The following is a 22,535-nucleotide window of genomic DNA, read 5'->3' on the forward strand; positions in this document are numbered from 1 at the left end:
ATACATGTAAATAGGTGAAAAAAAATTCAATCTAATTCTTTGAGCATAGTCATAAACTCAATTAAGGGATTATTTTTTTGATCGAGGGAAAATTGCCCGCATTCCTTGCTGTATATCTTTCGTCTAGAAGGTATACTGAAACCTTTCTTTTTATTCTATGTATCGCCATGCGGATATAACATGCAAAAGTTTGATACCAAAACCTTTCAAGGTCTTATCCTGACACTGCAGGATTACTGGGCTCGCCAGGGCTGTACCATTGTCCAACCATTAGATATGGAAGTGGGCGCAGGCACATCGCACCCAATGACTTGTTTACGAGCATTAGGTCCAGAGCCTATTGCTGCGGCTTATGTACAGCCTTCTCGTCGTCCAACAGATGGACGTTACGGTGAAAACCCTAACCGCTTACAGCACTATTACCAATTCCAAGTTATCATTAAGCCATCACCTGATAATATTCAGGAACTTTATCTTGGCTCATTAAGAGAATTAGGTTTAGACCCAACAATTCATGATATTCGTTTTGTTGAAGATAACTGGGAAAACCCAACTTTAGGTGCTTGGGGCTTAGGCTGGGAAGTTTGGCTCAACGGCATGGAAGTAACGCAGTTTACCTATTTCCAACAAGTTGGTGGATTAGAGTGCAAACCTGTTACGGGTGAAATCACTTACGGTTTAGAACGTCTTGCCATGTATATTCAAGGTGTTGATAGCGTTTATGACTTAGTTTGGTGTGATGGCCCATTAGGTAAAACCACTTATGGTGATATCTATCATCAAAACGAAGTTGAGCAATCAACCTATAACTTTGAATACGCAGACGTAGACTTCCTGTTTTCTTGCTTTGAGCAATATGAAAAAGAAGCTCGTGAGTTGTTAGAGTTAGAAAAACCTCTGCCTTTACCCGCCTATGAACGTATTTTAAAAGCAGGACACACCTTTAACTTATTGGATGCACGTAAAGCTATCTCTGTGACAGAACGCCAGCGTTATATTTTACGTATCCGTACTTTAACCAAAGCAGTTGCTGAAGCATATTATGCTTCTCGTGAAGCGCTTGGTTTCCCTATGTGTAAAAAGTAAGAGGCTATCATGACAACTGAGACTTTCCTCGTGGAAATCGGCACAGAAGAATTACCGCCGAAAGCGCTTCGTTCTTTAGCCGAATCTTTTGCTGCTAATTTTACTGCTGAACTGGATAACGCAAATATCACTCATGGTGATGTATCTTGGTTTGCAGCTCCTCGCCGTTTAGCCATTAAAGTGGCCAATATGGCAAAATCACAAGCAGATAGAACCATTGAAAAACGTGGTCCTGCGATTGCTCAAGCATTTGATGCTGATGGTAAACCAACAAAAGCAGCTGAAGGTTGGGCAAGAGGTAATGGCATTACTGTTGATCAAGCAGAGCGCTTATCAACAGATAAAGGCGAATGGTTATTTTATCGTGCAGAAGTAAAAGGTGAAGCGGTTAACCAATTACTGATTGGCATGGTAAGCAATGCGTTATCAAAATTACCAATTCCAAAATTAATGCGCTGGGGCGATAAAGAAACTCACTTTGTACGCCCTGTTCATACTGTCACCTTATTATTAGGTGATACTGTTATTGATGGTGAAATTTTAGGTATCCAAAGCGATCGCGTTATTCGTGGTCACCGCTTTATGGGTGAAGCTGAATTCACTATTGATAATGCGGATCAATATCCTGAAATTCTGTATGAGCGCGGAAAAGTGATTGCTGATTACGAAACGCGTAAATCAATTATTCTTCATGACGCTCGCCTTGCGGCTGAAAAACTTGGCGGTATTGCAGATTTAAGCGATAGCTTAGTCGAAGAAGTCACTTCATTGGTTGAATGGCCGGTTGTGTTAACAGCAAAATTTGAGGAAAAATTCCTTGAAGTCCCTGCTGAAGCACTGGTTTATACCATGAAAGGTGACCAAAAATACTTCCCTGTTTATGACAAACAAGGTGGATTATTACCAAACTTTATTTTCGTCACTAATATTGAATCTTCTGATCCACAGCAGATCATTAGCGGTAACGAAAAAGTGGTACGTCCTCGCTTAGCTGATGCCGAGTTCTTCTTTAAAACTGACCGTAAACAACGTTTAGAAGATAACTTACCACGCCTTGAAACCGTATTATTCCAAAAAGATTTAGGCACACTGCGTGATAAAACTGACCGTATTCAAGCATTAGCTGGCTTTATTGCGGGCAAAATGGGTGCTGATGTTAATAAAGCAACCCGTGCAGGTTTACTGTCAAAATGTGACTTAATGACCAATATGGTGTTCGAATTCACAGATACCCAAGGTGTTATGGGTATGCATTATGCGCGTCATGATGGTGAAGCCGAAGAAGTCGCAGTTGCATTGAAAGAACAATATCAGCCTCGTTTCGCGGGTGATGAATTACCTTCTAATCCTGTTGCTAGCACCCTCGCTATTGCAGAGAAGATGGATACACTTGCGGGTATTTTCGGTATTGGTCAACATCCTAAAGGGGATAAAGACCCATTTGCTCTGCGTCGTGCATCACTGGGTGTTTTACGTATTATCGTTGAGCAAGATTTACCATTAGATATTGAAGAGCTGACTCAAGAAGCGGTTCGCCTTTACGGTGACAAACTGACTAATAAAAATGTGGTCAGTGATGTGGTCGAATTTATGTTAGGTCGTTTCCGTTCTTGGTATCAAGAACTGGGTTACAGCATTGACACTATTCAAGCAGTATTAGCACGTCGTCCAACACAACCTGCTGACTTCAATGCTCGTGTTAAAGCAGTAACTTATTTCCGCACATTAGAGGAAGCCTCTGCATTAGCAGAAGCCAATAAACGTGTTTCTAATATCCTAGCTAAATCAGCTGATGTAAAACTGAATGACACCGTTTTAGCTTCCGTCTTAAAAGCACCAGAAGAAGTTCAATTAGCGGCTAATCTTTCTGTATTACAAGATAAATTGGCACCTTTATTTGCAGAACGCAAATATCAAGAAGCATTAGTTGAACTGGCCTCATTACGTGATGTGGTCAATAACTTCTTTGATAAAGTCATGGTAATGGATGAAGACGAGGCTATTCGTATCAACCGTTTAACCATGTTAAGTCAATTGCGTGAACTGTTCTTAAAAGTCGCAGATATTTCTGTTTTACAATAAGTTGTAAAGCTCAAAATACGTAAACCGGCATTGTGAAAACAATGCCGGTTTTTTTATCAAATCACATTATTTTTACTTGAATTATCTTTTAGGGGATGATGAACAAGCTCCATAATTCTTATCGATTCTCTATCAATGATATTCACAATAATATGTAATAAATCATCGATATCTTCCGCATGAAAAGATTCCATTTCAGTTTCTATTTCAATAGGAAAACCATTAATTTTACTAAAACTATAACCAAATAGTATAAAACCAGACTCATCACTTACATTTACTTTATCGATATAAATAAGCCTTTCACTATTAATAAATTTAGGGCAATAATGATGATTATCTTTAAATAATATTTTAATTTTATTATTAGTGATCATTTCTAGTTTTTCGATAACTATGCTCATTTTATTTTCTATTTGTTTTTTTATATCAATGATAGATGATGCCCTATCCAATGAAGCCTTTATCTTTTCAAAAAAATTATTTTCATCGTTCATGTGAAATCCTACAAAATATTGGATAATGATCAAACTTTTTAAAGAAAATATCATCAAGGCAGTGATTGTCATCATTGAGTATCCGATAAAAATCAATCTGCTCGAGATCTAACTTAAAACAATCTTCTTTTCCATATAAAAATGATGAAGAGAAGATCATTTGATCAAAAACATACCATCGACTCATTGAAGCTGAATTATAATAATACGTACCTAAATTATTTGTTTTCTTATCAGACAAAAGATACCAAAATGGATTAAATAATAACTCTCTTTTCTTTTTTATTATGTGGTAATCTCTCGTTGCATATAATGTATTAATCATCGAATCAGAATAAGGCTCTGTATTATAATCTCCCATACAAATAATTTGAGCCTCTTTCCCTTGGTTTTCAAATAGCTTATCAATACTATTCCTCAACTCTTGGGCGGCTATACGTCTGATTTTATCATCAGCACTGAGTACTGATGGCCAGTGAGATAAAAAGAATGTGATTATTTTTTGATTTTCAATCTCTTTAAATACAACACTTACACCGACTCTTATTGTTCTATTATCAGGTTGAAGCTTAGTTAAAAATTTACTTGAGATAAACTCTAATTTACTCATCTTATACATTATAGATATATCAATAAATATACGCCCTATTCTTCCTGATAAATCAATGTATTCCATATTTAATTCACATGCTAATTGTTTAAAATCTAGGTTTTCTTTTTTAGAAATCTCACAAAGTGCAACTATATCCAGTGCTCTTTTTTTTATCATTTTCCCAAGATATTGTTTTGCTAATCCAATATCTTCTATATTTATTTTCTTACTTGATCTTATTGGTGGAGATAATCCCATATTCCACCAGCATAAATTCAATTCCATTGTATATATCATTCCATTAATAATAAATTACTTTTAAATATTACTAGTTATTATCTCACTAAAGTTTATTAACTTAGCACAACAAATAAAAATAGGAAAAACAATAAAATAAATCAAAACAAATAAATATTTTAATTCATGTTTAAATTATTAGTTTTTTATTAAATACGAAGGTATCTTATTATTTAAGATACCTTCTCAATATATTGTAAAGTTTTACAACCCAGTCTCTACTGTAAATATCTGACGATAACTGTCAACATCACGCATAAATGCAATATAGTGGTCATTTGGAGAGAATACGACAGCGTCACTACTCGGTGCTTGTGCTGTTTTTTCTGTTAATCGAGTTAACTCACCCGTTTTCGCATTACATAGCATCACGCTATTATCACAAATAAAGGTGAGATATTGTCCGTTACTATTCCACGTAAAGGCAGACTGAATATCCCATGGTTGTGAGGTGATTTGTTTCACTTCCTTAGTACTTGGCGAAACAGTATATAACTGCACAATACCGTTATCATCTTTCATTAAAAAAGCAATCGCATCGCCTTGTGGCGAGCTTCTTAACCAGTGACGAGGCTGATTTAAAACACCTGCATATTTTCTATTTGCTGTATTTGTTAGGCGAACTTGGTAAATATCTTTAGCCACTGCTGGCATTGTTGTGTCGGTTCCTGCTAGTGGTTTATCACCTTCAATACTAAAAGCATGATTATCATCAGGTAAATCCACTAAGAAAATATCAGAAACTTTATCACCATTTTCACTCACGGTATCGCCGATAAATGCAATAGCCCAACGTTGTTGTGAACCATCCGCTTTTGTATAACCTTGAGTACCAATCCAACACTCTTCATAAGCTTTATTAATTTCGTCGCTTCCCTTTTGTGGATGCGCCACGGTTTGGCTTATCACTGTACAGAAGTATTCACCATCATATTCACGAGGGTGTTTCTTGGTGACATTAACCGCTTTGAGAGGTACAGCGACAGCCACATTACGTTGATCATATTCGCCACCAAGTTCGTGCATAATATGATCATTGTAAGTAAAACTTAAACGAGTGCCATCAGGGCTAAAAACATGAACATGCGTACCGCCACGCAATGCACCCGCTTGATAAGGTGAAGTCAATGAACACGCATCAATATTAAATGCACGATTATTTTCTGACTCATCAACAATCACACCACGACGATGATGAAAGTCATAATGCCATTCATTATCTGGATTTTCTGGCCCATGAATAAAAGCATAACGTACGGGTTCTGTTGGGCTTACTGTCGCAACCCCTGCATGTGCCCCTTGTGTTGCTGTGTAAATGATCTGTTGCTGTTTTGTTTTCGCATGAATTTTTTCTATGGTTAGACCTGTAAAAGATCCCCCATTGGGACGTACATCATAGACTAACCACTGGCTATCTGGCGTCCAAACATTTATATTAGTTAGCTGATGATGACGGCTATCAAACGTAATCTGATGTTCCTGAAAAGACATATTTATCCTTATCGGGAAATAAATTTCCACATTATAAAAACTAATTAATTTTACCTGGCACTAAAAAAATTCAGTCGAGACTTTTTCGCAAGGTAATTATTCTATCCTCACTAAATAGTCAGAAAATTAGAAAATCATGTTACTTAGTGTTCTCTATATTATTGGTATTACAGCAGAAGCCATGACGGGTGCACTCGCTGCTGGTCGTCGTAAAATGGATGTTTTTGGCGTAATTATTATTGCCTCTGCAACTGCTATTGGTGGTGGATCTGTCAGAGACATTCTACTCGGCCATTACCCGCTGGGTTGGGTAAAACACCCCGAATATATCGTCACTGTTGCATGTGCTGCTGTTATCACCATGTGGGTTGCACCTATGATGAAACACTTACAGCGACTCTTTCTTATCTTAGATGCCATTGGCCTAATGGTTTTCTCTATTATCGGCGCACAAATCGCACTCGATATGGACTATGGTCCAATTATTGCTGCTATTGCCGCGGTGATTACAGGTGCTTTTGGTGGTGTATTAAGAGATATGCTTTGTAATACCATTCCTCTGGTTTTCCAAAAAGAGATTTATGCCGGTATCGCTTTTGGTGCTGCGTGGCTTTATATGGGATTACTGTTTTATACACCGTTACCAAGAGACGTCATTATCATCATTACCCTAATTGCTGGGTTAACAGCTCGACTTCTCGCTATTCGTTATAAATTGGGCTTACCTGTCTTTAATTACGAGAATCAAGATTAACGAATCGCTGTTTTAACGACAGCGGTTCTTTTTGATTCTGTGGGGTATCTCAAAATATAATCTCTTTTCGCTATTGTGATAAAAGGTAATTCCTATCACTGAGCCTTTAATTGTATGTTAATATTGACATAGTTTAATTTTTCTCTTGTTTCTATATAAGAAAATAGAATGTAATAAGAAAAAAATGGCCCTGTATTAAACATGGGCACTGTATGTCATTCATTGTATGTGTATACTATATAGGGGATTTGCTCCCTAAACATGTATTTATACTTAATTCTCCAGTCAAATTCAGAAAGTCATCATGATCCAAGGAACACTTTATATTGTTTCCGCTCCAAGCGGTGCGGGTAAATCAAGTCTTATTCAAGCGCTGTTAAAAACACAGCCTTTATATGACACGCAGGTTTCTGTCTCTCATACAACCCGCCCAATGCGACCGGGAGAGAGCCATGGTGAACATTACTTCTTTGTTACTGAAGAAGAATTTAAAAGCATGATAGACAGCGGGGATTTCCTCGAACATGCTTGTGTTTTTGGTAATTATTACGGAACTTCCGGCAAAGTTATCAAAGAAATCTTAGCCAGTGGTGTCGATGTCTTTTTAGATATTGACTGGCAAGGCGCACAGCAAGTGCGTAAAGCGATGCCTGAAGCTCGCAGTATTTTTATTCTGCCACCGTCAAAAGAAGAGCTTTACCGCCGACTTCGTGGACGTGGGCAAGATAGCGAAGAAGTGATTACAAAACGTATGTCACAAGCTGTATCGGAAATGGAACATTTTAATGAGTATGATTATTTGCTGATTAATGATGATTTCAATACCGCGCTTGCTGATTTACAATCAATTATTCGTTCAGAAAAATTACGCCTTGATCGTCAAACGCTACGACATGGTGATTTAATCAGCAAATTATTGGCAGACTGAGTTAACTTTCAGTATTATGCCCAGTCATTTCGTTAATGGTGGAGTAACACAAATATGGCACGCGTAACCGTTCAAGACGCTGTAGAGAAAATTGGTAACCGTTTTGACCTCGTTCTGGTCGCAGCACGTCGTGCGCGTCAGTTACAAGTTGGCGCTAAAGATCCTTTAGTTCCAGAAGAAAATGATAAAATGACTGTTGTCGCGCTACGTGAAATCGAAGAAGGCCTGATTAACGGTAAAATTCTTGATGCTCGTGAACGTCAAGAGCAGCAAGAGCAAGAAGCAGCAGAATTACAAGCTGTTTCAGCGATTGCGGAAGGTCGTCGTTAATCGTTTTATAAAATAGGGGTAGGTCTGCCTTGTACCTGTTTGAAAGCCTGAATCAAATCGTTCAAAAATACTTGCCATCGGAGCAAGTCGAACAACTTAAAAAAGCCTTTATCGTCGCCCGAAATGCCCACGAGGGGCAAACTCGTTCAAGTGGTGAGCCTTATATTACTCACCCTGTTGCGGTTGCGTGTATTCTTGCAGATATGCGATTAGACCACCAAACGCTGATGGCGGCGCTGTTGCATGATGTTATCGAAGATACACCTGCAACCTTCCAAGATATCGAAAGCCTCTTTGGTAGTACGGTCGCCGATCTTGTTGAAGGAGTCTCTAAACTTGATAAATTGAAGTTTAGAGATAAAAAAGAGGCTCAGGCTGAAAACTTCCGTAAGATGATTATGGCGATGGTAAAAGATATCCGCGTCATTTTGATCAAGCTGGCAGACCGAACTCACAATATGCGCACACTGGGATCATTACGCCCAGATAAACGTCGCCGTATTGCTCGAGAAACACTCGAAATTTACAGCCCTCTTGCACACCGTTTAGGTATACACCATATCAAAACAGAGCTTGAAGAGCTGGGTTTCGAGGCGCTACATCCTAATCGCTACCGTGTAATCAAAGAAGTCGTTAAAGCAGCTCGAGGCAACCGTAAAGAGATGATTAATAAAATCCTCTCTGAAATTGAAGGTCGCCTGACAGAAGCGCATATCGAATGCAAAGTTAACGGTCGCGAAAAACACCTTTACTCTATCTATCGGAAAATGTTGTTAAAAGAGCAACGTTTTCACTCGATCATGGATATTTACGCCTTTCGCGTTATCGTGAAAGAAGTCGATACCTGTTATCGCGTTTTAGGTCAAATGCACAGTCTTTATAAGCCTCGTCCCGGTCGAGTTAAAGACTATATTGCAATCCCAAAAGCCAACGGCTATCAATCTCTTCATACCTCACTAATTGGTCCTCATGGAGTGCCAGTTGAAGTACAAATTCGTACTGAAGATATGGATCAAATGGCAGAAATGGGGGTTGCAGCACATTGGGCTTATAAAGAGCAAGGTGAACAACCGGGCACAACTGCACAAGTTAGAGCCCAACGCTGGATGCAAAGTTTACTTGAATTGCAACAAAGCGCAGGTAGCTCATTTGAATTTATTGAGAACGTAAAATCAGATCTCTTTCCTGATGAAATCTACGTTTTCACGCCAGAAGGTCGCATTGTTGAATTACCAACAAGTGCAACTCCTGTCGATTTTGCTTATGCCGTACACACAGATATCGGTCATGCCTGTGTGGGTGCTAGGGTTGATAGACAACCTTATCCACTTTCACAATCGCTACGTACTGGACAAACGGTTGAAATTATTACCGCACCAGGTGCAAGACCAAATGCAGCGTGGCTAAACTTTGTCGTCAGTTCAAGAGCTCGCTCTAAAATCCGACAACTTCTGAAAAACCTAAAACGTGAAGACTCTATTAATTTAGGTCGTCGTTTACTCAATCACGCATTAGGTGAGCACAAGCTTACTGATATTTCAGCTGAAAATATTGAGCGCGAGTTGAAGCGTATGAAGCTTCATTCAATCGACGACTTAATGGCTGAAATTGGTTTAGGTAATACTATGAGCGTTGTTGTTGCGCGTAATTTATTGATTGATAGTCAAAATCAAGATGAAAACGCACCAACAGAAACATCTAATGATGAAACACCTAAACTCCCAATTAAAGGTGCTGATGGTGTATTGATCTCTTTCGCTAAGTGTTGTCGCCCTATTCCGGGTGATCCTATCATTGCACATATTAGCCCAGGTAAAGGTTTGGTTATTCACCATGAATCTTGTCGTAATATTCGTGGTTACCAAAAAGAGCCTGAAAAATTCATGCCTGTCGAGTGGGATAAAGAGATCAACAGTGATTTCATCACTGAAATTAAAGTTGATATGATTAACCACCAAGGCGCTTTAGCAAACTTAACCGCAGCTATTAATGATGCAAACTCGAGTATTCAAAGTATGAATACAGAAGAGAAAGATGGTCGCGTGTATTGTGCTTTTATTCGCTTAACCGCGAAAGACAGAATTCAATTAGCCAATATCATGCGTAAACTTCGCATCATGCCAGACGTTCTGCGCGTTAGCCGTAATAAAAACTAGTCATGAATTCAATTCGATATGCCCGCATCTGCCAAATGATGGCGATGCGGCAACCTGATCTTACCGTTTGCCTTGAAGAAGTGCATAAATCCCATAATGTTGCTGCTGTTATAAGAACAGCTGATGCTGTGGGTATTCCTAAAATTCATGCTATTTGGCCTGAAGAAAAAATGCGGATGTTAGTTTCACCTGCGGCTGGGAGTAACAGTTGGGTCAATGTAGAAACTCATCCTACTATTACAGATGCAGTTAGCGCCTTTCGCGCCCAAGGTATGCAAGTTCTTGCGACTCATCTCTCAGATAAAGCGGTTGATTTCCGCGAGATTGATTACACACGCCCAACTTGTATTATTATGGGGCAAGAAAAAACGGGCATCTCACAAGATGCTATCGCGCTTGCAGATCAAGATATTATTGTGCCGATGATGGGAATGGTACAATCCCTAAATGTTTCTGTCGCCAGTGCGCTAATTTTATATGAAGCACAACGCCAACGTCAGGCTGCGGGTATGTATAATCGAACAGAAAGCACCTTAACAGAAGAAGAACAACAAATTCTTCTCTTTGAAGGCGGATACCCAGTATTGGCAGAAGTTTCTCGTCGAAAAGGACTGCCTCGCCCTTATATTAATGGTAGCGGTGAGATTGAAGCACCTGAGTCATGGTGGGCAGAAATGCAAATGACGCAAAAACAACTTAGGAAATTAAAAAAGACGGAGTATTGATCCCATGAAAGGAAAACTGCTTGATGCAATCCCCTTAACCACTCTTCACGGCGTAGGTGCAAGTCAGGCAGACAAGCTGGCAAAAATAGGGCTTGTGACTATTGAGGATTTGTTACTCCACCTTCCTTTACGTTATGAAGATCAAACACACCTCTATGCTATCAGCGATCTGCTTCCCGGCATTCCAGCCACTGTTTCAGGTGAAATTCTAAGAACCGAAGTCACTTTTGGTCGACGAAAAATGATGACCTGCCAAATTTCTGATGGCTCTGGCATTTTAACCCTTCGCTTTTTTAACTTTACTGCCGCAATGAAAAATAACCTTGCTCAAGGTAAACAAGTCACTGCTTATGGAGAAGTTAAACGGGGAAGCCGTGGCCCAGAAATTATTCACCCTGAATACAAAATCAAAGTTGCAGGTTCGGAAGTTAAACTGCAAGAAACGCTCACTCCCATCTATTCAACAACAGAAGGCTTACGCCAAACATCACTACGCAAATTAATAGAGCAAGCCTTAGAATTACTCGATACCTGTACTATTAACGAATTATTGCCCGAACAATTTATTCATGGTTTACCTCCGTTAGCCACGGCATTACGTACTCTGCATAATCCTCCACCTGATATCGCTTTTGCGGAGCTTGAGAAAGGACAGCACCCTGCGCAAAAAAGGCTAATTATTGAAGAATTACTCGCCCACAATCTAGGTATGCTCAATGCAAGAGCTGGCGCACAATCTTATCGCGCAGAGCCATTGTTTATGCCAAGTACCTCTACGTTACGCCAACAATTTCTATCGTCACTCCCCTTTACCCCTACGAATGCACAACAACGTGTCGTCCATGAAATAGAAACAGATTTAGAAAAAGACTATCCGATGATGCGATTGATCCAAGGAGATGTAGGTTCAGGTAAGACTTTAGTTGCTGCACTAAGTGCATTGCGTGCTGTTGCTAATGGCAAACAAGTGGCTTTAATGGCACCAACAGAATTGTTGGCAGAGCAACACGCATTAACCTTTAAAAAATGGTTTGAGCCTTTTGGTATTCAAGTGGGTTGGTTAGCAGGAAAACAGAAAGGAAAAGCGCGTGAAACACAGCAAAACGCCATTGCTAATGGTGACGTTTCCATCATTATTGGAACGCATGCTATTTTCCAAGAACAAGTTAAATTTCACTCTCTAGCCTTAGTGATTATTGATGAACAACACCGATTTGGTGTACATCAACGCCTCGCCTTATGGAAAAAGGGTGAAGAGCAAGGCTTTCATCCTCATCAATTGGTGATGACAGCAACGCCGATCCCTCGAACATTAGCGATGACAGCCTACGCTGATATGGACACGTCTATCATCGACGAATTACCGCCTGGGCGCACACCTGTTACCACTGTCGCTATCCCTGATACTCGCCGTAATGACATTATTGAACGCATCAGGCTATCTTGCACAGAAGAAAATCGACAAGCCTATTGGGTATGTACCTTAATTGAAGATTCTGATGTTCTGGAAGCGCAAGCGGCTCAAGTTATCTATGATGAACTTACAATTGCACTGCCTGAAATCAAAGTGGGATTGGTACACGGGCGAATGAAACCCGTAGAAAAACAGGCAGTAATGGCTGCATTTAAAGAAAATGAGCTTCAACTTTTAGTTGCGACAACAGTGATTGAAGTCGGTGTTGATGTACCTAATGCAAGTTTAATGATCATTGATAATCCAGAACGACTGGGACTCGCACAGTTACATCAATTACGTGGACGGGTAGGCCGAGGCGCTGTCGCCTCTCATTGTGTCTTGTTATATAAAACACCACTCACACAAACAGCACGTTTGCGATTGCAAGTATTAAGAGATAGCAATGACGGTTTTGTGATTGCACAAAAAGATCTCGAAATCCGTGGCCCCGGTGAGCTTTTAGGCACTAAGCAAACGGGTAATGCACAATTTAAAGTCGCTGATTTGTTACGCGACCAAGGACTTATTCCTGAAGTTCAGCGTATCGCTCGTTATCTACATCAACACTACCCTAAGCATTCTCAAGCCTTAATCGAACGCTGGCTGCCTGCCAAGACACAATATAGCCAAGCTTAAGGTTACTTTTTTGCATGGTTTAGCGTGCGTTTAATCTCGCTTTGGGTTGATCTTGAAATATTCGTAAGTTAAATACATATAGAAAAACACCTCAATGTCGATATTCAACATTGAGGTGCTCTTTAACGTTTTTGAAACTCTTTTAATTTATAGCAACCAAACTACCCTGCAACTATAGGCGTAAAAAACGGTAGCATCAGATACAGTTTAATCACTATTGCATTCACAATATCAATAAAGAATGCACCGACCATAGGTACGACCAAGAACGCAAGATGAGACGGTCCAAAACGGTCTGTTACAGCTTGCATATTTGCAATCGCCGTTGGTGTAGCACCTAAACCAAAACCACAGTGACCTGCTGCTAAAATCGCCGCATCGTAGTTTTTACCCATGACACGGAAAGTGACAAAAATGGCATACAGTGCCATTACACCTGCTTGAACACCAAGGATAACCAACATTGGTATCGCCAGTGATGCAAGCTCCCATAATTTCAAGCTCATTAATGCCATCGCTAAGAATAACGATAAACTCACGTTACCTAAGACTGATACCGCTCTATCAAAAACACGGTAGAACCCAAGCATTGAAAGGCTATTACTTAAAATAACGCCAATAAACAGAACGCACACAAAGGTCGGTAATGAGAATGCTGTACCTTCTAACAGTTGAGAAAGGAACGTACCTGCCATTAAACAGATAGAGATCATCGCAATAGTTTCTAATAAAACCATTGAAGTGATCATTCGGCCTGTTGTCGGCTTCTCAAACGCTGTTGGCATTTCATGGTCGTCGGCGCCTAATCCTGGCGTTGGGATATTTTTGATTAAGTAGCGTGCAACTGGGCCACCAATCAATCCACCTAACACTAAACCAAAAGTAGCACAAGCCATCGCCACTTCAGACGCGCTCATAAAACCATAATTTTCAACAAAGGTTTTACCCCAAGCAGCCCCTGTACCATGACCACCCGATAATGTAATCGAGCCAGCAAGTAATCCCATTAATGGATCAAGACCTAACATTTCTGCTAATGCAATACCGACTGTGTTTTGTACTAACAACAGTCCAACAACAACAAAGATGAAAATAAAAAGCGCTTTTCCTCCCGCTTTTAAGCTTGCGAGGTTTGCGTTTAAACCAATTGTTGCAAAGAATGCCAGCATTAATGGATCTTTTAATGAGAGGTCAAAACTTACTTCCCAATCCATAAAAGATTTGAATGCTAATAGAAGAACTGCAACAAGTAGCCCACCTGCAACGGGTTCTGGGATCGTATACCGTTCTAAAAAAGGAACAGATTTCACTAACTTACGTCCGATCAAGAGAACCAAAGTGGCCGCAACCAGCGTGCCATAAACATCAAGATGATACATTTATGTACCCCGTCTTATTTGTTAATTTTATATAAAAATACTACGACGCTAAGTTCATCCATAAACAACGCCAAAAGCAGGTATCCCCGATTAGAAAAAAAAACGGAGACAAACACAAGTTAAAACATATAAAAATGTGAGCGCCTCTTATGCATTTTGATAACATCATTTTTACGCAAACGATTGCTTTTGTGGCGCAGATCATTAAAATACCGTTTTTGTCGAATAAGAAATTCACACCATGGTTACTTCAGAAAATCAAAATTTGCCTAAAAATAGTGACGTTTCAATTAAAAAAAATAGCGAACTTCTTTTTGCTTTAGAAGAGAAACCGCCATTACCACAAACACTTTTTGCTGCTTGCCAACATCTCTTAGCCATGTTTGTTGCGGTTATCACACCTGCGATCCTCATTTGCCAAGCATTAGGATTACCTGCACACGATACTCAACGCATTATCAGCATGTCTTTATTTGCATCAGGCATTGCCTCTCTTATTCAAATTCGGGCATGGGGACCAATAGGTTCAGGATTGTTATCAATTCAAGGTACTAGCTTTAATTTTGTCGCACCTTTGATTATGGGCGGATTAGCGCTAAAAAATGGAGGGGCGGATATTCCAACGATGATGGCGGCACTTTTTGGTACATTAATGGTCGCCTCATTAACCGAAATCATCCTTTCTCGTGTACTTCATTTAGCAAGGCGCATCATTACACCTTTAGTTTCTGGTGTCGTAGTGATGATAATCGGTCTCTCTTTAATTCAAGTTGGATTAACCTCTATTGGTGGTGGTTATGCAGCCATTGAAAATAATACCTTCGGTGCACCACAAAACCTGTTATTAGCAGGCTCTGTACTTATTGTTATTATTTTACTTAATCGACAAAAAAATCCTTATTTACGCGTTGCTTCTTTGGTCATTGCAATGGCTGTGGGTTATGTTCTTGCTTGGGCTTTAGATATGTTGCCCACACCAGCAGAACATCAAGAAACACCTTTTATGACTATTCCTGAACCCTTTTATTATGGGTTGTCATTTGACTGGCATTTACTTATTCCTTTAATGCTGGTGTTTATGATCACATCACTAGAAACCATTGGGGATATTACAGCAACTTCAGATGTTTCAGAGCAACCCGTTAGTGGTCCTTTGTATATGAAACGTATTAAAGGGGGCGTATTGGCTAATGGAATTAACTCTATGGTTTCGGCATTTTTCAATACCTTCCCAAATTCTTGTTTTGGTCAAAATAATGGCGTTATTCAATTAACAGGCGTTGCAAGTCGCTATGTAGGTTATGTTGTTGCCGCAATGCTCGTTATCTTAGGCTTATTTCCATTCGTTGCAGAATTTGTGCAAAGAATTCCTGAACCCGTATTAGGTGGAGCCACATTAGTTATGTTCGGTACGATAGCTGCATCTGGTGTACGTATTGTTTCCAAAGAAGCACTAAACCGCCGAGCCATCATGATCCTTGCGATTTCACTTGCAGTAGGATTGGGCGTTTCACAGCAACCTCAAATCTTGCAGTTTGCACCTGATTGGCTAAAAACATTGCTGTCCTCAGGTATTGCTGCTGGTGGTTTAACTGCCATTATTTTAAATCTTATTTTTCCACCAGAAAAATAATCATTAATTAGCAACATAATAATAAAGCGCTATCTTCATAATAAAAAATAGCGCTTTATTTTTACGCTAAAACAGGGTCTTTTTACACAAGCATTCCTCTTCAAATTGCGATAATTAATATGTTTACTCATGTTATCTACAAAAGAGAGCGACTATGCCAACGCCACTTAATATTGTTAATAATAAAGCACTTCAATATCTTAAAAATCATCCATCAACTGAAAGTTATCATATAAAAACAATAGGACAATTTTTAACTTATTTAAAAGATTCTATTTTATCGTTATTTAATACAAATCATAAGTTTACATATTTAGGAAATAAGTCTATTCCTGAGTTTAACTTAGAACATATTAAAGAAGACTTAGTGACATTTTTACAAAATCCTTGCCTTAATAATCAGCAAGATAAAGATAAAGAGGGATTTCTAACGTATCAGTTTCAATATTTACCAACGCAAGCGGGTATTCTCCCTAATTTTTACGATACTTATCATTCCGGCAGCCTTGAACCTAATGAACTTATTTCTCAACTTATTAACTATGGCAATAAGTTAATAAAAGAAGAATTAAATGATAAAAAACAATTGGATAAGAATTATATAAACGATATATTGAGTAATATTGAAACCTATTTACAAAAGCAAAATACTCAACCCACTATCGAATTGAGGAACAAGATATCCACTATAATAAATGCATAAGCAGTTAAATAATCTTGCTTTATATAGTGACGAATACTTGAGCATCGCTTAGTTTTCAGGCATAACTGTATACTGTTTTGATGGAGTATAAAACAGGAGAAAGGTTATGCGCTGGCTGATGAAAAGTTTGGTATCTCTGATACTTATCGTTATTTTATTTATTATTATAATTTACGCTTTTATTCAGACTCAGTGGGGCGCGCAAAAAACCAGTGAATGGCTGACACAATACACTGACTATGATATTCGCTTCTCAGGTATTGAGCATGATCTTATGCAACCCGAACAAGTCATTGTTCATGATCTCCTCGTTAATCCTAAACAAGATAAAGCCACAGTATCGGCAAAATCAGCGCAAATTAGATTGAATTGGCAATTTTTTACCACACCTTCTCATCTACAAAAAATCACCTTAGAAAACGGTTCGATTAAGCTCACTGGTAAATCGCCAGCCATGCCACTAAGTGCTGATATTTTACAATTTAAAAATATGGCATTGAGCAACAATACTGTGGATATCACGTTTAATGCTGACAAAATAACAGGTGGTATTACACCTTGGAAACCAACACTAAATGATGTTATTGGTGCGGGTCATTTCCAATTTTCGATTGCAGAAGGCTCAATAAACAACAATCATTTTAGTAACTTTATTATTTCAGGTGAATACCAACCCGATAATATTCAAATAGAGAAACTAGGCACCCGCCTACTCAGTGGTTCACTTTCATTAAGTGGTCAATATCAAGATAATCAATGGAAATTTGATGAAGTTTATATGAATGGCTTGCGCTGGCAGTCCTCACAAACCTTTAACGAATTAATTCAGTCTCTCTCTGAATATCCCCGTATTAGCATAAGAGCACTCAATATTGTTGATTTTACAGCTGAAGGAAAACAGTGGGCAATCAGTGGTTTTGATGGGCAATTTTCTCAGTTTAGTTGGGATAACGCTCTTTCATTTACAACTGGTGAACTCAATACAAATGATGTTGTTTTTCAAGATGAACACTTCACTGATCTTATCGCAAAACTCAACCAGCAAAACAATCAACTTAATCTAGATAACCTCAGTCTACGCTATGAAAAAGGTCTAATTAAGCTTGCTGGTCATTGGAATAAAGACAATAAAACCATCACTATCCAAGATGCCACACTATCAGGCATTTTATATACGCTACCTGAAAATTGGCTCAACTTTTTAGCTAAACCAATAGATAACAAGAGTAATATTCAAAATATCACTATCGAACAGTTATCTATCAATCAATCTATCTTGATTGATATCACACCAGAATTTCCATTCCAATTCACAAACTTAACAGGAAAACTGCGAAATTTAGTGGTTGCAAAAGAAGGTGAATGGGGATTATGGCAAGGTTCAGCCGTATTAAATGCCGATAGTGGTACGTTAAATCGCATTGAATTACGTCGCCCTGATTTAAAAATTGTCACTCAACAAGATAACGCTATTGTTGAGCAATATTCAGCATTTATTGGTGATGGCATTGTTCGAGGTTCAGCAGGTTTAGTGCAATCTAACCAACAGCGCCAATTTTCACTTATTGCTAATGGCCTAAATGTACCTTTATCAACGCCTTATACATTAGGTTTAAAAACAACCTACTCTGACGAAATAGGCCAATTCACACTAAAATTGAAAGGTGATTTACGTTCAAGCCCAGTGGCATCAACACTTAATGGCACATTAACGGGAAGTAAAGATGAGCAACAAATACTCAACTCAGTGATACAAAATGGCGAGATAATTAATCACCTATAATATTGATCTTTCGCAGGAGCACGGATTGCTCCCTTTATAAAAAGCGTTACAATGCGCTAATGCCTTTTTCTTTATTGTGGAGTTTTCATGTCTGACGAAGATTTTTCCCCTGAAAAAATATCTTTAAATATGTTTCAACAATCTCCTTTAACTGCACTTGAAGACAACAGCACACTGCTTGTGTGTGATGACAATAAAACTCCGTTGTTCTATTGCCTTTCTAAAGAAGACTATGATGTATTAATTGAGCGAGTTATGGATGCAGAACTTGCAGCGATCGTACTTGAACGTCGCCAAAATAAATTAGATGAGCTTGATTTAGACTAATTTTATCGATGCAATAATTTGTCTTAAATAGAACAAACAAAAAACACCCTTTCAGGTGTTTTTTTGTCTTTATCACATTTTTATAGATGATATTAACGTTTTTTCTTTTTACGACCAGGCTGAACAAAACGCTTACGGGAATTATTTTCCGTTTCTTTGGTTTTTGTTTGAGGAATATGAATACCCAATGCTTTCGCATTACTACTAATTTGTTTTTTCGGCTTATTTTGCTTTGGTTTTGGTGGCGCTTCAGAAGTCGATTTTTCAATCGATTCAAATAAGGTAATGAGTTCATCATCGGTCAGATCACGCCATTCGCCAATAGGTAATCCCGATAAGCTCACATTCATAATGCGAATGCGTTCAAGCTTAGTGACTTCATAACCAAAATATTCACACATACGGCGAATTTGGCGATTTAATCCTTGAACTAAGGTAATACGAAACACCATCGGCGCTTCTTTCTTGACCTTACATTTCTTGGTTTTTTGTCCCATGATAGGAACACCCGCACCCATTCCATGAATAAATTCATCTGTGATCGGTTTATTCACTGTCACAAGGTACTCTTTTTCGTGATCATTACCTGCACGTAGGATTTTATTGACTAAATCACCGTGGTTGGTCAGAAAAATCAATCCTTGTGAATCTTTATCTAAACGCCCAATTGGGAAAATACGGGTACTGTGGTTAACATAGTCAACAATATTATCTTTTTCGCCATCATCTGTGGTACTCACAATGCCCACAGGCTTATTCAGCGCAATCAAAACCAGCTCAGAGTTATCCTGTGCTTCAATCAATCGACCATTGACTTTGACTTCATCGCCAGCAAATACTTGATCGCCAATACCAGCGCGTTTGCCATTAATAAGGACAAGTCCTTGCTCAATATAACGGTCAGCCTCACGACGTGAGCAGATCCCGCTTTCACTGATATATTTATTAAGACGAGTAGATAAATTGGTGTCCATGCTTCCCTCCGTAAACTGCGAAATATACATCAATTGGATAGCGATAGAAACTCTATAACACCAGCATTCAAGAATAGATTTTTTATACTCTGTTTTTTTAATAAAAAACGCAGAAAATAGAAAAGGTAACTCAAAAGAAAATAGTGATTTCCCTTTAAGTTACTCTAAAGATAGATAGCTGAATTAGCACTGCTTATTTTGTGAAGGTAAAACAATATAAGTGCCGCTAAAAACAGCACCGACACCTTCATCACCACAAATATCGACGTCCAACTTAATACGTGCCTTGCTTCCCTTCGCTAGTCGCCCTAAATCCCCACTTAAATTTTCCATATCAGCAACGGCAGCAGGACGCCCTGATACAGGTTTGCGGTAACGAATATGTGCATCCACCAGCACAATATCACCTTGCAACTTATGTTCTTGCATTAATAGCCAAATCAATCCCCAACCTGTTAATGTTGCGAGTGAAAATTGGCTACCTGCAAAAATAGTGTGATGAGGATTTTGATTTCCTGCTTCAGGGATAGTGGTATAAAAACGGGTTCCTGTGTATTGAGTAATACGTAATCCCATTTTTTCACTTAAAGGAATATGTTGATGCCATTGTTTTTGTAATTCTGCACACCAATCTGGTCGATGAAGAATATCATCCAAAGACTCAATACTTTTTTTCATAAAAAAGTGCTTAATGGGTGTCGTTTGAGGACCTGTCACTAAACCACAATTTTCATAACCTAACTTTTCAAAGAAGCTTACAGACTCTTCTCGTGCACTACACACGATCCGTTTTATACCTTCTTGGCGAGCAAGCGACTCTAGCGCCATAGCCACTAATGTGCCTAAACCTTTACCTTGTGCATCTGTACGCACCGCCATAAAGCGAATAGCACCTTCATTGTCGGCATTAATATAGAGTCGCCCAATCGCAACGGGTTGTCCTGTTTCATCAACAACCATTTGATGATGAGCAAGAGTGTCATAACCGTCTTTTTCAGAGCCTTCAGGTTGATGTAGAGGTTTACGAAGCATTTCCCAGCGAAAAGCATAATAGGCATCAAATTCTGCCTCTGTCTTTGGGGTCCGTAAATGGTACATATCTGAGCTCCTTTTAACACGACTGTACGTTCGACGTTATACTTGCAGCCAAAAGGTGACTGGGCCGTCATTAGTCAGTGTGATTTGCATATCAGCAGCAAATTGACCTGTTTGCGTTTCTAAGCCTTGTTGCTGACATTGTTCAATAAAGTAGTGATAGAGATTTTTCGCTAATTCTGGGGGCGCACCGTTCGAAAAACCTGGACGCATTCCTTTTTGTGTTTCCGCGGCAAGTGTGAATTGAGATACAACTAACAGACTACCACCTGCTTGTTGCACATTTAGGTTCATTTTGTCGTTTTCATCACTAAATATACGATAGCCGCATACTTTCTCACATAATCTTTTGGCTTTCTGTTCGTTGTCGTCTTTCTCTACACCTAATAAAACCAATAAACCTTGATTAATAGCGCCGACAGTTTCACCTGCAATATCCACTTTTGCCCGTGTCACTCGTTGAATTAACGCGATCATGCTCTCTCCAAAATAAATCAATAAAAAAGGATAACAAATTCAATCCATTGTTATCCTTACAATAGCATTATTCTTCTACTGGGAGAGAAAAATCATAATCTTTGAAGTAGTCAATGATGGTCTGTTTATCAATGACATGTACACCCTTTATACCCACAGCAATAGCTGCATCAACATTGGCTTTTACATCATCAAAGAAAACAGCATCTTGTGCTTCAACATCTTCAGATTCTAAAACATACTTAAAGAGTTCAGGATCGGGCTTTCTCATGCCAAGATCTTGCGACAAGTAGAGAAAATCAGCAGAAGCCGCGATTTCAGGATAGTGTTCTGGCCAGTAATCTTGGTGTAAACGGTTAGTATTTGATAACACCACAACCCGATGTCCTTGTTCTCTTAATTTGTTCATTATATCAATGACTTCAGGTCGTACTGCGATAAAAATAGCCTGCCATCCTTCAGCGAATTGCTCAAAGCTTAAGCTCATGCCAAGTTCTGAGTTAATTTCTTCAGCAAATTCGATATCTGTAATATTACCGCGCTCATGTAATTTAAAAACTTCACCGGCGGTGAAATCCTTTTTTATGCTTGCTAATGGAACACCACTCAGCTTACTCCATACTGCGAATACTCGGTTAAAATCGATATCAATAATCACATTACCCATATCAAAGATATAAAGCATAAATCCTCTCCATAATAGAAAACTCATTTTACTTTAATCATAAATCGCTTTACTGAACAGGCTTAAACGTCAAAAAAGTACAATAATCACACTTAATTTTTTTGTAAAACAGAAAACCAGAAGAGGGAGAGAAGCAAAATGAGACAAAAGGAGTTTAACTTTAAGATGTAGTTCACTGAAAGATAGGAAGGAGGCGTAAAACTTATGCGGTGGCAAATTTCCCACCGCATTCGTCTTATAGTACTACTATCTTATAGCACGACTAGTAGTACCAGATACTCTAAATAATTTAAGTTACAGGTAGGCGACAATAAAGATAGACGGGGAACGTAGATAAACTATGTGACTCGACTAATTGAACGTAGCCAACACCTCTATAACTTGAAGTATGACGAGTATAAACTCAGGGCGCTAAACGCGCCCTAAGAATTATGTTATCAGAATAACGA

The 22,535-nt window shown here is 38.8% G+C and carries 20 protein-coding genes; 12 read left to right on the plus strand and 8 right to left on the minus strand.

Features of this window, described 5'->3' with window-relative positions:
* Positions 1-180 precede the first annotated feature (180 nt).
* Both glyQ and glyS read left to right on the plus strand, forming a co-directional pair.
* Positions 181-1,086 (plus strand): glycine--tRNA ligase subunit alpha, encoded by a 906-nt coding sequence (glyQ, locus tag F1325_RS17720; RefSeq protein ID WP_004246832.1) that lies wholly within the window; start codon positions 181-183, stop codon positions 1,084-1,086.
* 9 nt (positions 1,087-1,095) lie between these two features.
* Positions 1,096-3,168, plus strand: coding sequence for a glycine--tRNA ligase subunit beta (gene glyS, locus F1325_RS17725; protein WP_160230779.1), 2,073 nt, complete (start codon positions 1,096-1,098; stop codon positions 3,166-3,168).
* 56 nt (positions 3,169-3,224) lie between these two features.
* Here the strand turns inward: glyS and F1325_RS17730 are convergent, their stop codons facing one another.
* The 3 genes from F1325_RS17730 to F1325_RS17740 all read right to left on the minus strand — a co-directional run bounded on the left by F1325_RS17730 (position 3,225) and on the right by F1325_RS17740 (position 6,045).
* Complete coding sequence (locus tag F1325_RS17730) at positions 3,225-3,665, minus strand: hypothetical protein (RefSeq protein ID WP_109374330.1); 441 nt, start codon at positions 3,663-3,665, stop codon at positions 3,225-3,227.
* Positions 3,655-4,542 (minus strand): endonuclease/exonuclease/phosphatase family protein, encoded by an 888-nt coding sequence (locus tag F1325_RS17735; RefSeq protein WP_109374331.1) that lies wholly within the window; start codon positions 4,540-4,542, stop codon positions 3,655-3,657. Before F1325_RS17735 ends, F1325_RS17730 begins: the two co-directional genes overlap by 11 nt.
* A 216-nt stretch (positions 4,543-4,758) precedes the next feature.
* Positions 4,759-6,045 carry a DUF3748 domain-containing protein gene (locus F1325_RS17740; protein ID WP_109374332.1) on the minus strand — a complete coding sequence of 429 codons (1,287 nt, stop codon included), beginning with the start codon at positions 6,043-6,045 and terminating at the stop codon, positions 4,759-4,761.
* A gap of 136 nt (positions 6,046-6,181) precedes the next feature.
* On the opposite strand from F1325_RS17740, the gene F1325_RS17745 reads away from it, so the two are divergent.
* From F1325_RS17745 to recG, 6 genes are all read left to right on the plus strand, one after another.
* A complete protein-coding gene (locus F1325_RS17745; RefSeq protein ID WP_088494339.1) occupies positions 6,182-6,799 on the plus strand; it encodes a trimeric intracellular cation channel family protein in 618 nt (205 codons plus the stop codon).
* 304 nt (positions 6,800-7,103) lie between these two features.
* Positions 7,104-7,727 carry a guanylate kinase gene (gene gmk, locus F1325_RS17750; protein ID WP_006534608.1) on the plus strand — a complete coding sequence of 208 codons (624 nt, stop codon included), beginning with the start codon at positions 7,104-7,106 and terminating at the stop codon, positions 7,725-7,727.
* Positions 7,728-7,781: 54 nt separating this feature from the next.
* Entirely contained in the window at positions 7,782-8,057 is a 276-nt protein-coding gene (gene rpoZ / locus F1325_RS17755; protein ID WP_006534607.1) for a DNA-directed RNA polymerase subunit omega, read from the plus strand.
* A gap of 29 nt (positions 8,058-8,086) precedes the next feature.
* The gene (spoT, locus tag F1325_RS17760) at positions 8,087-10,213 is read left to right on the plus strand and encodes a bifunctional GTP diphosphokinase/guanosine-3',5'-bis pyrophosphate 3'-pyrophosphohydrolase (protein ID WP_109374333.1); all 2,127 of its coding nucleotides are present in this window, start codon (positions 8,087-8,089) and stop codon (positions 10,211-10,213) included.
* A gap of 2 nt (positions 10,214-10,215) precedes the next feature.
* The gene (gene trmH, locus F1325_RS17765; RefSeq protein ID WP_109374334.1) at positions 10,216-10,938 is read left to right on the plus strand and encodes a tRNA (guanosine(18)-2'-O)-methyltransferase TrmH; all 723 of its coding nucleotides are present in this window, start codon (positions 10,216-10,218) and stop codon (positions 10,936-10,938) included.
* A 4-nt stretch (positions 10,939-10,942) separates the two neighbouring features.
* Positions 10,943-13,030 carry an ATP-dependent DNA helicase RecG gene (gene recG / locus F1325_RS17770; protein ID WP_160230780.1) on the plus strand — a complete coding sequence of 696 codons (2,088 nt, stop codon included), beginning with the start codon at positions 10,943-10,945 and terminating at the stop codon, positions 13,028-13,030.
* Between the two features lie 161 nt (positions 13,031-13,191).
* On the opposite strand, the gene gltS is transcribed toward recG, so the two are convergent.
* A complete protein-coding gene (gene gltS / locus F1325_RS17775) occupies positions 13,192-14,409 on the minus strand; it encodes a sodium/glutamate symporter (RefSeq protein WP_109374336.1) in 1,218 nt (405 codons plus the stop codon).
* A 241-nt stretch (positions 14,410-14,650) separates the two neighbouring features.
* Here gltS and F1325_RS17780 point away from each other — a divergent pair, with 241 nt between their 5' ends.
* The 4 genes from F1325_RS17780 to F1325_RS17795 all read left to right on the plus strand — a co-directional run bounded on the left by F1325_RS17780 (position 14,651) and on the right by F1325_RS17795 (position 18,855).
* Positions 14,651-16,042, plus strand: a complete 1,392-nt coding sequence (locus F1325_RS17780) for a uracil-xanthine permease family protein (RefSeq protein ID WP_160230781.1) — start codon at positions 14,651-14,653, stop codon at positions 16,040-16,042.
* A 154-nt stretch (positions 16,043-16,196) separates the two neighbouring features.
* Entirely contained in the window at positions 16,197-16,745 is a 549-nt protein-coding gene (locus F1325_RS17785) for a hypothetical protein (protein WP_109374338.1), read from the plus strand.
* Between the two features lie 106 nt (positions 16,746-16,851).
* Complete coding sequence (locus F1325_RS17790; protein ID WP_109374339.1) at positions 16,852-18,528, plus strand: AsmA family protein; 1,677 nt, start codon at positions 16,852-16,854, stop codon at positions 18,526-18,528.
* An 87-nt stretch (positions 18,529-18,615) separates the two neighbouring features.
* Positions 18,616-18,855: a hypothetical protein gene (locus tag F1325_RS17795; RefSeq protein ID WP_109373673.1), complete on the plus strand. Its 240-nt coding sequence runs from the start codon at positions 18,616-18,618 to the stop codon at positions 18,853-18,855.
* A gap of 92 nt (positions 18,856-18,947) precedes the next feature.
* Here the strand turns inward: F1325_RS17795 and rluF are convergent, their stop codons facing one another.
* The 4 genes from rluF to yihX all read right to left on the minus strand — a co-directional run bounded on the left by rluF (position 18,948) and on the right by yihX (position 22,086).
* Positions 18,948-19,829, minus strand: a complete 882-nt coding sequence (gene rluF / locus F1325_RS17800) for a 23S rRNA pseudouridine(2604) synthase RluF (RefSeq protein ID WP_109373674.1) — start codon at positions 19,827-19,829, stop codon at positions 18,948-18,950.
* A 183-nt stretch (positions 19,830-20,012) separates the two neighbouring features.
* Positions 20,013-20,927 (minus strand): fatty acid biosynthesis protein FabY, encoded by a 915-nt coding sequence (gene fabY, locus F1325_RS17805; RefSeq protein WP_100159682.1) that lies wholly within the window; start codon positions 20,925-20,927, stop codon positions 20,013-20,015.
* Positions 20,928-20,963: 36 nt separating this feature from the next.
* Entirely contained in the window at positions 20,964-21,401 is a 438-nt protein-coding gene (gene dtd / locus F1325_RS17810; protein ID WP_160230782.1) for a D-aminoacyl-tRNA deacylase, read from the minus strand.
* Between the two features lie 67 nt (positions 21,402-21,468).
* The gene (gene yihX / locus F1325_RS17815; protein ID WP_109373676.1) at positions 21,469-22,086 is read right to left on the minus strand and encodes a glucose-1-phosphatase; all 618 of its coding nucleotides are present in this window, start codon (positions 22,084-22,086) and stop codon (positions 21,469-21,471) included.
* Between the last annotated feature and the right edge of the window lie 449 nt (positions 22,087-22,535).

Source organism: Proteus columbae (genome assembly GCF_009914335.1).
Taxonomy (GTDB): domain Bacteria; phylum Pseudomonadota; class Gammaproteobacteria; order Enterobacterales; family Enterobacteriaceae; genus Proteus.